This is a genomic window from Pseudomonas pseudonitroreducens, assembly GCF_021603645.1.
GTDB classification, from domain to species: domain Bacteria; phylum Pseudomonadota; class Gammaproteobacteria; order Pseudomonadales; family Pseudomonadaceae; genus Pseudomonas; species Pseudomonas pseudonitroreducens.
Genome location: NZ_BQHJ01000008.1, coordinates 298,715 through 312,135 on the forward strand (window position 1 = coordinate 298,715; position 13,421 = coordinate 312,135).

The 13,421-nt window shown below is 57.2% G+C and carries 14 protein-coding genes; 10 read left to right on the forward strand and 4 right to left on the reverse strand.

What is annotated here, in order from left to right; translation table 11 throughout:
- Window positions 1-27: 27 nt before the first annotated feature.
- From L6D89_RS20825 to L6D89_RS20835, 3 genes are all read left to right on the forward strand, one after another.
- Complete coding sequence (locus L6D89_RS20825; RefSeq protein WP_236201032.1) at window positions 28-1,047, forward strand: zinc-dependent alcohol dehydrogenase; 1,020 nt, start codon at window positions 28-30, stop codon at window positions 1,045-1,047.
- Between the two features lie 79 nt (window positions 1,048-1,126).
- Window positions 1,127-1,294 (forward strand): rubredoxin, encoded by a 168-nt coding sequence (locus tag L6D89_RS20830; protein WP_196912412.1) that lies wholly within the window; start codon window positions 1,127-1,129, stop codon window positions 1,292-1,294.
- A gap of 25 nt (window positions 1,295-1,319) precedes the next feature.
- Window positions 1,320-2,570 (forward strand): NAD(P)/FAD-dependent oxidoreductase, encoded by a 1,251-nt coding sequence (locus L6D89_RS20835; protein WP_236201033.1) that lies wholly within the window; start codon window positions 1,320-1,322, stop codon window positions 2,568-2,570.
- Window positions 2,571-2,589: 19 nt separating this feature from the next.
- On the opposite strand, the gene L6D89_RS20840 is transcribed toward L6D89_RS20835, so the two are convergent.
- Window positions 2,590-3,438 (reverse strand): cache domain-containing protein, encoded by an 849-nt coding sequence (locus L6D89_RS20840; protein ID WP_196912407.1) that lies wholly within the window; start codon window positions 3,436-3,438, stop codon window positions 2,590-2,592.
- A 326-nt stretch (window positions 3,439-3,764) separates the two neighbouring features.
- On the opposite strand from L6D89_RS20840, the gene L6D89_RS20845 reads away from it, so the two are divergent.
- Entirely contained in the window at window positions 3,765-5,099 is a 1,335-nt protein-coding gene (locus L6D89_RS20845; RefSeq protein WP_196912408.1) for an amidohydrolase family protein, read from the forward strand.
- Between the two features lie 77 nt (window positions 5,100-5,176).
- On the opposite strand, the gene L6D89_RS20850 is transcribed toward L6D89_RS20845, so the two are convergent.
- From L6D89_RS20850 to L6D89_RS20860, 3 genes are all read right to left on the reverse strand, one after another.
- Window positions 5,177-6,205: an aldo/keto reductase gene (locus tag L6D89_RS20850; RefSeq protein ID WP_236201034.1), complete on the reverse strand. Its 1,029-nt coding sequence runs from the start codon at window positions 6,203-6,205 to the stop codon at window positions 5,177-5,179.
- 108 nt (window positions 6,206-6,313) lie between these two features.
- Entirely contained in the window at window positions 6,314-7,258 is a 945-nt protein-coding gene (locus tag L6D89_RS20855; RefSeq protein WP_236201035.1) for an electron transfer flavoprotein subunit alpha/FixB family protein, read from the reverse strand.
- The gene (locus L6D89_RS20860) at window positions 7,258-8,007 is read right to left on the reverse strand and encodes an electron transfer flavoprotein subunit beta/FixA family protein (protein WP_236201036.1); all 750 of its coding nucleotides are present in this window, start codon (window positions 8,005-8,007) and stop codon (window positions 7,258-7,260) included. Before L6D89_RS20860 ends, L6D89_RS20855 begins: the two co-directional genes overlap by 1 nt.
- A 302-nt stretch (window positions 8,008-8,309) precedes the next feature.
- On the opposite strand from L6D89_RS20860, the gene L6D89_RS20865 reads away from it, so the two are divergent.
- The 6 genes from L6D89_RS20865 (at window position 8,310) to L6D89_RS20890 (ending at window position 13,246) form a co-directional block, all read left to right on the forward strand.
- Window positions 8,310-8,597 (forward strand): hypothetical protein, encoded by a 288-nt coding sequence (locus tag L6D89_RS20865; protein WP_196913540.1) that lies wholly within the window; start codon window positions 8,310-8,312, stop codon window positions 8,595-8,597.
- A gap of 101 nt (window positions 8,598-8,698) precedes the next feature.
- Complete coding sequence (locus tag L6D89_RS32945; protein ID WP_236201037.1) at window positions 8,699-8,896, forward strand: DUF7740 domain-containing protein; 198 nt, start codon at window positions 8,699-8,701, stop codon at window positions 8,894-8,896.
- Window positions 8,897-9,030: 134 nt separating this feature from the next.
- A complete protein-coding gene (gene glcD, locus L6D89_RS20875) occupies window positions 9,031-10,530 on the forward strand; it encodes a glycolate oxidase subunit GlcD (protein ID WP_236201038.1) in 1,500 nt (499 codons plus the stop codon).
- Window positions 10,530-11,582: a glycolate oxidase subunit GlcE gene (gene glcE, locus L6D89_RS20880; RefSeq protein WP_373874978.1), complete on the forward strand. Its 1,053-nt coding sequence runs from the start codon at window positions 10,530-10,532 to the stop codon at window positions 11,580-11,582. Before glcD ends, glcE begins: the two co-directional genes overlap by 1 nt.
- Window positions 11,583-11,589: 7 nt before the next feature.
- Window positions 11,590-12,807 (forward strand): glycolate oxidase subunit GlcF, encoded by a 1,218-nt coding sequence (gene glcF, locus L6D89_RS20885; protein WP_236201039.1) that lies wholly within the window; start codon window positions 11,590-11,592, stop codon window positions 12,805-12,807.
- A 37-nt stretch (window positions 12,808-12,844) separates the two neighbouring features.
- A complete protein-coding gene (locus L6D89_RS20890; protein WP_236201040.1) occupies window positions 12,845-13,246 on the forward strand; it encodes a heme-binding protein in 402 nt (133 codons plus the stop codon).
- Window positions 13,247-13,421: the final 175 nt, after the last annotated feature.

Consider the following 13,421-nt stretch of genomic DNA (forward strand, 5'->3'; position numbering starts at 1 on the left):
GCTGGGTTTTCCCATGAGGAGAAAATCATGAGGCAAGTGCGCTTGCACGGTCCCCAGGACCTGCGCATTGACGAGGTGCCGATGCCCGTCGCCGGCCCTGGCGAGGTGGTGGTGAAGGTCGCGATGTTCGGCATTTGCGGGAGTGACCTGGGTTTCGCCCGAGCCGGTTACATAGGCCGCCAATCACCGCAGCCGATGCCCTTGGGCCATGAATTGGTCGGCACCATTCATCAACTGGGCAGTGATGTATCCGGCCTCTACATCGGCCAGCGCGTGGTAGTCCACCCGATGCACGGAAGCAACCGCATTGGCACTGGCGATCCCGTGCATGGTGGGTTCGCCGAATACTTGCTGGTACGTGAAGCAGTCATTGGCAAGTCGCTATTCGAGATTCCAGAGAACATGAGTTTCGAACGAGCCGTACTTACCGAGCCGCTGGCGGTGGGCATGCATGGGCTCAACCTTGGCGAAGCCCGGGCCGATGATCGGGTCACAGTCTTTGGAGCCGGCCCTATCGGCCTGGGAGTGATCGCCGCACTTAAGCATCGCGGCGTGCAGCGCATCGTGGCGGTCGACGTAATCGACAGCCGCCTGGAGCGGGCTCAACAACTGGGTGCCGAACAGGTTATCAATCCTACCCGAGACGATCTGCCGACAGCTCTTGCCGAGTATTTCGGCAAGGTGCGTAGCAGTGTGACCGGGCAGCCCCTGATTGACTGCTCGCTATATATCGACTGTGCCGGCCACGCCACCCTGCTACAGCAAACCGTAGCCCTGGCCCGGGACAAAGCCCGCATTGTGGTGCTCGCGACCCACAAGCAGCCGGTGGAGCTAGATATGGTTCAGTTGATGATCAAGGAGCTGTCCCTGCTCGGTTCACTGTCGTACCCCGATGAGTTCCCCGAGGTTCTGCTGATGCTGAGCGATGACAAGCTTTCGGTGGCGCCCCTGCTCAGCCATCAATTCACCTTCGAAGCATTCGCCGACGCCTTTGCTGCAGCGCAGCAGGCCGGCGACTCCGCCAAAGTCGTCGTCCGTCTCGACTGAGGCCCGTCCACCGGAGCCGGCAGGCTCCATGATCCAAACGCAAAGCATCCCTCGGATGCTGCAACTGACCGGAGCGACAATGAAGAAGTGGCAATGCTTTTTCTGCAGTTTCATTTATGACGAAGCCCTGGGAATGCCCACGGAAGGCATAGCAGCGGGCACCCGCTGGGAAGACGTGCCGGAGGACTGGATCTGCCCCGAATGCGGAGCCACCAAGGAAGACTTCGCCATGCTGGAAATGGCTTAACAGGCGCAGCCCCGGGAGAAACGCCATGACGACCCTGAAGCAAACCCTGATCATCGGCGCCGGTCACGCGGGCAGCGAGGCTGCGGTTTCGTTGCGGCAAGGCGGCTACGACGGCAGCATCATCCTGATTGGCAACGAAGCAGGACTGCCCTATCAGCGCCCTCCTCTGTCGAAAGCCTATCTCAGTGGAACGGTTGCGGTTGAGAGCCTGCCGATCCGTCCAGCCGCCACCTATGAGACGGCCGCAATAGAATTGCGCAGCGAAACGACGGTGACTCGCATCGACACCACTGCAAAATGGATCGAGCTGGGCGACGGCAGCCACTTACATTATTCGAGCCTCATTCTCGCCACCGGAAGCCGGGCCCGCCCGCTTCAGCTCGAGGGCCTTGGCGCTACCCTGCCAGAGAACCTCCACTATCTGCGCAGTCGGAAAGACGCCTACCACTTACGCGAACAAATGCAGCCAGGGCAACGGTTGACGATCGTGGGTGGAGGGTACATCGGACTGGAGGTAGCCGCTGTTGCCAAGAAGGCCGACCTAACAGTCACTGTATTGGAAGCCATGCCGCGCCTGTTGGCGCGTGTAACTGCCAACGAAGTTTCCGCCTTCTACGATCATGAACACCGAACTGCCGGGATTGATCTACGCCTCAATAGCCAGCTCGAACACCTGAAACTGGATGTCAGCGGCCAGCGAGTGGAGGCCTTGGTGTGCGCTGACGGGAGTGCAATTGAAACGGATCTGGTGTTGGTTGGAATAGGCGCACAGCCGAATATCGAACTGGCAGAACAGGCAGGAATTGCCGTCGACAACGGCATCCTCGTGGACGAGTTCACCCGAACCTCGGCCGCTGATGTGTACGCCATCGGCGACTGCAGCAACCATCCCAGTACGTTCTATGCCCGGCGACTGCGCCTTGAGTCAATTCCCAATGCTGTCGAACAGGCACGTGCGGCAGCGGCAACAATCAATGGCAAATCTCAGGCCTATCAGGCGATTCCCTGGTTCTGGTCGGATCAGTATGACCTCAAGCTGCAAATCAGCGGCCTGAACCAGGGCTACGACCAGGTGGTGATCAGAGGCAAACCATCGCTACGCTCGTTCATTGCCTTCTACCTGAACCAGGGCCGGCTGATTGCAGCGGACTGCATCAACCGCCAGCAGGAGTTCATGGCAGTGAAGAAGCTGGTCCACGGAGGTTATAGCGGTGCTGCGGCGATGCTTGCCGATGAAACAACCTCCCTCAAGGACCTGATCGCACCTCAATCCTGATAGGACGTCCGGAAAACGGCTACTCAGCCGCTTTGACGTAATAGCCGACAGCGATCAAGTAGGGCCCAACCACTCGATAGTAAGTGTGCTTGGGCTCCACCAGACGGGTCACCGGATTGGGCCACAGGTACTCCAAAGCACCTTCGCTGTCGTGCGCAGCCGACTTCAAGAACGTGATGCCGACCGGCAGACCGTGTGGGTCCTTGACCCGGCGGAAATCCGTTCCAACGAGACGTCGGTTGTAACCGTGAGCCACGTAATTCGAAGTACGCATGTCGACCGCGAATACGTACAAATCATCCTCCAAGAACGCCAGGCTCTGCGCGTTTATGGCTGCAAATGTTTCCGATGGGGAGTTGGCAACTGCTATCGCCGCTTTCTCCAGGAGCGCCCGAGCGCTTGCCGGAGAGGCTTTGGAAATGAAGTATCCAGCTGCCAGCAGCTTGTCATCGACACGCTGGAAGAAAACTTTCTTACGCTCGACTCGACCTGTTTGCCAGTTCTTCCAGTGATACTCGGCCTCCTGTATTCCCTGCCCCTCAGCGACACGCAGCGCCTGTTGGAATGACAGCGCCAAATCAGCCGGCAGGCCGTCTATCACTCGCGTACCGATCATACTGGCCGAAGGGCCACCGCTGGCCAGCATCACCCCATGGGTGTCGATCACATAGACGTAGTAAGGTCCACGCACAAAGGGGCCTTGGCGGCTGAATACAGGTAACGCCCGCTCCTTGTTCGCGCGGTAGTAGTCCACGGCGTCATTCAAGAGCGCTTTAGCCTGCACATCATCATTGTCGTAGCCACTGGCAGCCGCCCAGGCGCCGTTAGCTAGTACCCCCCAAAGAACCATCATCCAAAGGAGTCGCATACACCTCATTTCCCGACATCTCGCCATTGCGATAAAAGTGACATTGTATTATTTAACCAGAAAGACCTCCAGACGCTTCCGTCGGGCCATGCGTATGACTCACATAGGCAATGATGATTTGGCCTTGGAGAATTACGAGGGCAATGCTCGGTCCAGGAGCACTTTAGCGTTTCTCGATCGACTCAATAACTGACTATTTGTCTGTTTTCTCTTGATGATTGGGCGTGCAGGAGGTAAGGTCCAACATCGCATACAACAACAACCCGAAGCAGCCGGGGCTGGGTTCCCCCCCTTCCGGCAACCGTCTTGAGCGATGGAGATTAAGCATGAAAGTCGAAGATCTCATTCTTGTCAGCGTCGACGACCACATCGTCGAGCCGCCAACCATGTTCGAGCAGCACCTGACCACTGCCCAGAAAGCGTTCGCTCCCAAGGTGCTCAAAGACAAGAATGGCGCCGACTACTGGCTGTTCGAGGGTCGCCGCGCCGGCAACATTGGCCTGAACGCCGTAGTAGGCCGCCTGCGTGAAGAATATGGCTGCGAGCCGATCTCATTCGACCAGATGCGTAAAGGCGCTTGGGACATCCACGCGCGCATCGACGACATGAACGCCAATGGCCTGCTGGCTTCGCTGAACTTCCCTAGCGTGGTGACCTTTGACGGTAGCCTGTTCCATCAGTTCGACAATAAACAGAACGCCCTGACTCTGCTGCAGGCCTATAACGACTGGCACATCGATGAATGGTGCGGCAGCTATCCAGGCCGCAATATTCCCAACGCGATAGTCCCCTACTGGGACATCAATGCCACTGTTGCAGAGATTAAACGTGTTGTAGCCAAGGGTTGCCACGCCATCTCCTTCTCTGACAACCCCTCGCTCAAAGGCCAGCCAAGCATCCACGATCCGCACTGGGAGCCGCTGTGGAAGGTCTGCGCAGAAAACAAGGTGGTCATCAATATTCATATCGGCTCTGGAGCCCAAGCTCCGCATGCCTCGATGAATTCGCCAATCGACGCGTGGATCATCACGATGCCAATCTCCATCGTGAACTCAGCAGCGGATTGGCTGCACCTGAAGGCACTTCAGCGTTACCCAGACCTGAAGATCTCGCTCTCCGAAGGTGGCATCGGTTGGATTCCCTACTTTCTGGAACGCGCCGACTTTGTCCATGAGCACCATCGCGCATGGACCTATGCAGACTTTGGTGGCAAAAAGCCGAGCGAAGTATTCCGTGAGCATTTCCAGACCTGCTTTATCGATGACGTGTTCGGCCTGAAGAACCTCGACGATATCGGTGAAGATAACGTCGCCTATGAGTGCGACTATCCGCACTCCGATACGGTGTGGCCGGAGTCGGCAGACATGCTGCTCAATTCTCTTAAGAACCTTTCCCCCACCGCTGTCGACAAGATCACCCACGGCAACGCCCTGCGTCTGTACAACTTTGACGCCTTCGGCAAGATGGGTGGTCGTGACAAGTGCACTGTCGGCGCACTGCGTGCCCTTGCGCAAGATGTCGACACCGCAGCCAAGTCGTACGGCGGCCCGGCTCCGTTGGCGGAAGGCGAAGTGCGTCGTCGCGTGACCTCCGGAGACATCATCAAGATGTTCACCGCAGTGGCAAAGGAAGACGGCAAAATCATGGCCGAAGAAGCCTGATACCTAGGAGATCTTGGATCTCCAGGATCTCTGAATTGCCCATTGAAACGACCGCCCATTTGGGCGGTCGTTTGCTTTCACCCCTTGAGGTCTATTCGCTGGGCGAAACCCGCCGATAGTAGCTCGCGGTATTTCAACAGATACGACTGCGGATAACGCACTAGCGGCTCTCCAATTTTCCCCAATTCAGCCAGCGTTTCCTGATCCAACGTGAACTCTAGACAACCAAGATTATCCTCCAGTTGTGCCAGAGTGCGCGCCCCGACCAGGGGGATGGTGCCGGGGCTCGCGCGCAGCCAATTCAGCGCCACTTGAGAAGGGCTACGGCCAAGCCGGCTGGCTACCTCCACGACCCTTCGCGCAACCCGTATTCCGTGTTCGCCAATGTCGCCCAGACTGGCGACATCCAGGCGCTGGCGTCCAGCTTGGCGCTGCGGATCGGAATATTTTCCGCTCAGCAGGCCCCCTGCAAGAGGCGACCAAGCGGTAATACCCATGCCGAAATCATGGGCCATCGGCAGCAATTCCTGCTCGACCGAGCGCTCTATCAGGTTGTATTCCGCCTGCAGCGCAATAAATGCTGCCTGCCCCATGGCCCGCGCCTGCATATTGCACTTTGCCACGACCCAAGCCGGGGCGTTAGATATGCCCAGGTAAAGAACCTTGCCTTGATGCACAAGGTCATCCAGCGCTCGCATCGTCTCTTCGGCAGGAGTGAGATCATCCCAGGCATGCACCCAGAGCAGGTCGAGATATTCAGTGCCCAGCCGGCTTAAGCTGGACTCAACTGATCGACGTAAACTCTTGCGATGATTACCAGCCAGATTCGGATCGCGACTGCCGGGCAACGCCAGGGAATACTTACTGGCGATCACCATCTCATCGCGATGCGATGTAACCAATCTGCCCAACACTTCCTCGGAGCGACTTTGTGCATAGATCTCATTGGCAGTATCGAGGAAGTTGCCACCCGCATCGCGGAAGCGTGCGTAGATGGAGCGAGCCTCAGACTCGTCACTCCCCCAACCGGTATTGCCAAAGGTCATGGTTCCCAAGCAAAGCTCGGAAACCCGCAATCCTGAACGGCCTAACAGCTTGTAGCGCATGATTGATCCTCTAAAGGCCACGCGACTAGTCTGAATCCCGAAATGACACGCGGGGCCAATCCTAACGGCTCGGCCCCGCGCTACAGACATCAGAAAAGGTGCGGCGTTTTACAACGCGCCGGCCAACTCCGGCACGGCTTCGAACAGATCGGCGACCAGGCCGTAGTCGGCGACCTGGAAGATCGGCGCCTCTTCGTCCTTGTTGATCGCAACGATCACTTTCGAATCCTTCATGCCCGCCAGGTGCTGGATGGCGCCGGAGATACCAACGGCCACGTACAGCTGCGGAGCAACGATCTTGCCGGTCTGGCCGACCTGCATGTCATTCGGCACGAAGCCGGCGTCGACCGCGGCGCGGGACGCACCGACGGCAGCGCCCAGCTTGTCAGCCAGGGAGTAGAGGATCTTGAAGTTGTCGCCATTGCCCATGCCGCGGCCGCCGGATACGACGATCTTGGCAGCGGTCAGTTCCGGACGGTCGGACTTGGCCAGCTCTTCGCCGACAAAGGCGGACTTGCCGGCATCGGCCGGGCCGGAAACAGCTTCAACAGCGGCGGAGCCACCTTCGGCAGCAACGGCGTCGAAGCCGGTGCCACGCACGGTGATCACTTTCACGGCAGCCGAGGACTGCACGGTAGCGATGGCGTTACCGGCATAGATCGGGCGCTTGAAGGTGTCGGCGCTGACCACTTCGATGATTTCGGAGATCTGGTCGACGTCCAGCAGGGCGGCGACGCGCGGCAGGAAGTTCTTACCGTTGGTGGTGGCCGGAGCCAGCACGTGGCTGTAACCCTTGCCAAGCTCAGCGACCAGCGAAGCGACGTTCTCCGGCAGCTGGTGAGCGTAGGCAACGTTGTCGGCGACCAGCACCTTGGCAACACCAGCGATCTTGGCAGCGGCTTCAGCCACTCCACCGACGTTCTGGCCAGCGATCAGGACAGCGATGTCACCACCAATCTTCTGCGCGGCAGCGACAGTGTTCAGAGTGGCAGCGCCCAGTGCGCCGTCTGCTTTTCCAGAGGAAGTGTGCTCAGCGATTACCAGAATAGCCATCAGATTACTTTCGCCTCGTTCTTCAGTTTCTCGACCAGTTCGGCAACGGACTTGACCTTGATGCCAGCGCTACGGGCAGCCGGAGCTTCGACTTTCACGGTCTTCACGGTGGAAGCGGTGGAAACGCCCAGGGCGTCCGGGGTCACCACGTCCAGCGGCTTCTTCTTCGCTTTCATGATGTTGGGCAGCGACGCGTAGCGCGGCTCGTTCAGGCGCAGGTCGGTGGTGACGATTGCCGGCAGGTTCAGGGCAACGGTCTGCAGGCCGCCGTCGATTTCACGGGTGACGTTGACCTTGTCGCCAGCAACTTCGACCTTGGAGGCGAAGGTGCCTTGCGCGTAGCCGGTCAGCGCGGCCAGCATCTGGCCGGTCTGGTTGTTGTCGCTGTCGATGGCCTGCTTGCCGAGGATGACCAGCTGCGGCTGCTCTTTGTCGACCAGGGCTTTCAGCGACTTGGCGATGGCCAGGGAGCTCAGTTCTTCGTTGGTTTCAACGAGGATGGCGCGATCAGCACCCAGAGCCAGCGCGGTACGCAGTTGCTCCTGGGCAGCGGTCGGGCCGACGGAGACCGTGACGATTTCGGTGACCACACCCTTCTCTTTCAGGCGAACAGCCTCTTCCACGGCGATTTCGCAGAAGGGGTTGAGGGCCATTTTTACGTTGGCGAGATCGACGCCGGAGTTGTCCGCCTTGACGCGGACCTTCACGTTGTAGTCGACCACGCGCTTCACAGCGACCAGTGCTTTCATAGGGACTCCCTCAGGAGAGCAAGTAGGAACCCGGACCTGCCGGACACACGAAGTGCTGCAGAGCAGACAGCACCGTTGCACGGGAACAACAAGAGTCGCCCGCTAGTTGACAATAACTGAAAGAATGTTATTTTTCCATCGCCGACCTTGAAGTACCGACGCACAACAGACGGCGGTTATGGCGGCCCTTTTTGTAGGAGCAGGCTGAGCGGCCGGGAATCAGGTGGTCACCCAGAACCGGTGCTGCTCCTACCCTTTATCGATGGCGATACCCGCGCCTTTGATGGCGCCAGGAGTGAACCATGCTGACGTCCTATCTGACTCTCATGCATGCAGCAGAAGAGAATGGTCTTCCTTGCCCGAAACTGGATGCCAGTCAGACTCAAGAGCTGATCGCATTGCTGATGGCCCCTCCCGCGTTCGAGGAGCCTGCGCTCTATGAGCTTTTGAGAGACCGGGTGGATTCAGCGCCAAGCGAAGCGTCATACATCAAAAGGTCATTTCTCGAAGCAGTAGTTGATGGAAATATCTCGTGCCCGCTCATTGGGAAAGACAGTGCCTCGGACTTACTAGCTAAGATGAATAAGTAGCGAGGTTGCCCCCTACCCATCCACACGAGGCAGGGGGAATATTGCTTTTTTCGAGAATTATCAGGCGATTCAATGAGAATTGACCGGAAAGGTTGAAAGTAATGGGTTTGAATCACAAAGATGCGGTACTTGCACTATTATTGGCGGCCCGCATCCATAAAACAGACAATGCAATCAGAGCAACCGCGAAGCGTTGCATGAAGCAACTGCCACGAGGCAAGCGGGATCTCATTTTCACGGTACTGGATAGCAAAGAACCCTTGAAGCTCATAAATCACATAGCAAAAAATTTGCAGTAAGCAGGCGCCGCCTGCTTATACAGGTTAATGCAGCCCAGCGGTTAATCAGCAGGACAAATACTCGGATTCGACCAACTGAGCCATGACAGCACAACTGGTCGGCATCAACACAATAAAAAACAAATGAGCCTGATATGAACATCCTCTTCGACGAGCACGTTGATGGAGTGTTACCAAGAGTCGATAAATCTGCATTTCTGACCGAAATATGTGGGCTCTTGCCGGACCTCGATATCCTCCATCGCGAGGAGGATCTCAAACCTTACGAGTGCGACGGCCTGTCTGCCTATCGTACAACCCCCATGCTCGTGGCTTTGCCGGAGCGAGTGGAGCAGGTAGAGGCCTTGCTCAAACTATGCCACCAGCGTGGTGTACCAGTTGTGGCTCGTGGGGCTGGTACGGGTCTATCTGGTGGTGCGCTTCCACTGGAGCAAGGCGTGCTCTTGGTCATGGCCAGGTTCAATCGCATTCTCGAAATTAACCCATCGGGTCGTAACGCACGCGTGCAGCCCGGTGTGCGTAATCTTGCCATCTCGCAGGCTGCTGCACCTTTTGGCCTTTACTACGCCCCTGACCCATCCTCGCAAATTGCCTGCTCCATTGGCGGAAATGTGGCTGAGAACGCCGGCGGCGTGCATTGCCTGAAGTACGGCCTCACGGTCCACAACCTGTTGGCGGTGGACATTCTCACCGTCGAGGGCGAGCGCCTAACTCTGGGCTCTGATGCCCTTGATAGTCCTGGTTTTGATCTGCTTGCGCTCTTCACTGGATCAGAGGGAATGCTCGGCATCGTTACCGAGGTAACTGTAAAACTGTTGCCCAAACAACAGGTAGCCAAGGTCTTGCTGGCTAGTTTTGACTCGGTGGAAAAGGCAGGTCGCGCGGTGGGTGACATTATTGCCGCAGGCATCATCCCAGGCGGTCTCGAGATGATGGACAACTTAGCGATTCGTGCTGCAGAGGACTTTATCCATGCTGGCTATCCGGTGGACGCAGAGGCCATTTTGCTCTGCGAGCTGGATGGCGTAGAGGCGGATGTACACGATGAGTGTGAGCGAGTAAGCCAAGTGCTCGAAGCAGCAGGAGCAACCGAAGTACGACTGGCTCGAGATGAGGATGAGCGAGTGCGTTTCTGGGCTGGCCGAAAGAATGCTTTCCCTGCGGTTGGTCGGATATCTCCTGATTACTACTGCATGGACGGGACTATCCCTCGACGCGAGCTACCGGGAGTGCTCCGCGGCATTGCTGAGCTTTCCGCAAAATATGACTTAAGGGTGGCCAACGTCTTTCACGCCGGCGACGGCAATATGCACCCTTTGATTTTATTCGATGCCAACCACCCCGGCGAGTTGGAACGCGCCGAGGCCCTTGGAGGAAAGATTCTCGAACTCTGCGTAGCGGTGGGTGGAAGCATCACCGGTGAGCACGGAGTAGGACGCGAGAAAATTAATCAGATGTGCGCGCAATTCAACGCGGACGAGATCACTGTATTTCACGCAGTAAAGGCGGCCTTCGATTCCACTGGGTTGCTTAACCCTGGCAAAAATATCCCTACCCTTCACCGCTGCGCTGAGTTTGGAGCAATGCATGTGCACATGGGGAAGTTGCCCTTCCCAGAACTGGAGCGCTTCTGATGAGCCATGCGTTTGACGCTAGCAACCACCTTCTTGAGCAAGTTCGTACAGCACTTGCGGATGGAAACTCGTTGTGTATCCGCGGGGGTGGAAGCAAGACGCGGATTGGCCGGCAGGTGATCGGGCAGGAACTGGATACGCGGGAGCATTGCGGAATTGTTAGCTACGACCCTACCGAGTTGGTGGTCACCGTACGTGCCGGCACCTCTCTGGCAGAATTGGAACAGGCTCTGGACGAAAAAAGCCAGTGGTTACCCTTTGAGCCTCCGCATCTAGGCCAGGGTGCCACGGTAGGCGGGATGGTTGCTGCGGGACTATCTGGCCCTCGGCGCCCCTGGGTGGGTTCAGTACGCGACTTCGTCCTTGGCACTCGCGTCATCAGCGGGCACGGTAAGCACCTTCGTTTCGGCGGAGAGGTAATGAAGAATGTCGCTGGTTACGACGTTTCTAGGCTTATGACCGGAAGCTTCGGCTGCCTTGGCGTCCTGACAGAGATATCACTCAAGGTGCTGCCAAAGCCGCGCTCATTCGCAAATCTGAGCCTAAAGATAGATTTACCCGAAGCGCTGCAGAAGCTAGCTGATTGGGGGCAGCAGCCTCTCCCAATAAGCGCCGCGTGTCACGACGGAGAAAGCTTGCACCTTAGACTCGAGGGCGGTGAAAGCTCGGTAGCGGCCGCTCGTGATCGACTTGGCTGCGAAATCGTTGAGCCAGGCTTTTGGAATGCCCTCAAGGAACAGCGTTTACCGTTCTTCGACGATCCGCGCCCCCTCTGGCGTCTCTCACTTCCCGCCTCCTCTCCCGACTTGCGCCTCCCCGGTAATCAGTTGGTGGATTGGGGGGGAGCACAGCGTTGGCTGAAATCAGATGCATCCGCAGAGGAAATCCGCTCCATCGCCCAACGTGCGAGAGGACATGCCATTTGCTTCGACGGTGGAGAATCCACTTTCCACCCACTTTCTGAGCCGCTGATGCGTTACCACCGCCAACTAAAAGCACAGCTGGATCCACAGAGAGTTTTCAACCCTGGGCGAATGTACGCGGAAATTTGAGGCAAGCATGCAAACCCATTTGAGCGAACAAGCTCGCGCCCTGCCGCGCGGCAAAGAAGCTGAAGCTATTCTGCGTAGTTGCGTCCACTGTGGTTTCTGCAACGCAACTTGCCCCACCTACCAATTACTCGGCGATGAGCTTGATGGCCCACGTGGGCGAATCTATCTAATGAAGCAGGTCTTGGAAGGGCACGAACCCAGTGCAAGTACTTTGGAACATCTGGATCGTTGCCTGACGTGTCGAAATTGCGAGACCACCTGCCCGTCTGGCGTGCAATATCACAATCTTTTGGATATCGGCCGATCAGTAGTCGAACAGCAAGTGTCGCGCCCTTTGGGCGAACGCCTGCTCAGAAGAGCATTACGATTCGTGGTTCCTAATGCTGGGCTGTTTAAAGCATTTGTGAAAACGGGTAGCGCTCTTCGCCCTCTGCTCCCTGGCTCTCTCAGGGACAAGTTGCCGCCTGAAATACACCCTGCACGCACCCGCTCCCACGTACGGCATGGGCGGAAGGTACTGATGCTTGAGGGATGCGTACAGCCCGGACTATCACCCAATACAAATGCCGCCGCCACTCGAGTACTGGACCGCCTGGGAATTAGCGTAATTCCTGCTAGTGAAGCCGGATGCTGCGGCGCAGTGGATTATCACCTCAATGCCCAAGAGACTGGCCTCGACCGAGCCCGACGCAATATCGACGCTTGGTGGCCAGCCATCGAGAGTGGTGCAGAAGCAATCGTTCAAACCGCAAGTGGTTGCGGTGCCTTCATCAAGGATTACGGCCACCTTCTTCAGCATGACCTCAACTACGCAGCGCGTGCACATCGAGTTAGCTCACTGGCCAAGGATTTGGTTGAGGTATTACGGGCAGAACCGCTGGAAAATCTTGGTATCCGAACTGACCTGCGCTTGGCTTTCCACTGCCCATGCACGCTGCAACACGCTCAAAAACTCGGTGGAGCCGTAGAGAGTACGCTGGCCCGCCTTGGATTCCATCTCACCGAGGTGCCCGACTCGCACCTGTGTTGTGGCTCTGCCGGTACCTATTCGCTCACTCAACCGGATCTGTCGCGACAGCTGCGCGACAACAAACTCAAAGCTCTGGAGAGCGATAACCCACAGGTGATAGCAACCGCGAACATAGGGTGTCAGAGCCATCTCGGCGGCACCAGCCGGATTTCAGTAAGGCACTGGATCGAGCTGGTGGACGAGGCTATTGGCTAGGCCCACGTTCATACTCAACAAGTATTCGAGGAATCCCATGCAAAACAAACCCGTGCTAGGCCAACGAGAAGTCTCCCACATTCTTGAGACCGCTCGCGTCGAGGCTGAGCGCCAACAATGGAGCGTGACCATCGCAGTAGTAGACGACGGGGGGCATCTGCTGGCTCTCCAGCGCTTCGATGGATGTGCTCCTATTGGTGCTTACATCGCCATGGAAAAAGCACGAACCTCAGCACTTGGCCAACGTGAGTCCAAAGGTTATGAAGACATGATCAATGGGGGCCGCCATGCATTCCTATCCGCACCTCTACTGACTTCCCTGGAAGGCGGTGTGCCGGTGCTCATAGATGGCCAGGTAGTAGGAGCCGTGGGCGTTTCAGGCGTCAAGCCTGATCAGGATGCCCAGGTTGCTCGCGCAGGAGCAGAAGCCTTGTTTTAGATGCAATTAGCTTTAACTGATAAGGATGAAGGCCATATCAGTTAGCACGAGAATAGTTGCGCTCAGTCGCGATCCACGAGCTCCTCGCTGGCTTCTGCAGCGCTTCCAAACCTCGAGACGAAACCCGCGACTTCTCGGCGAAATACGCATAAGAGATTAGCGAGCCATCTTATCA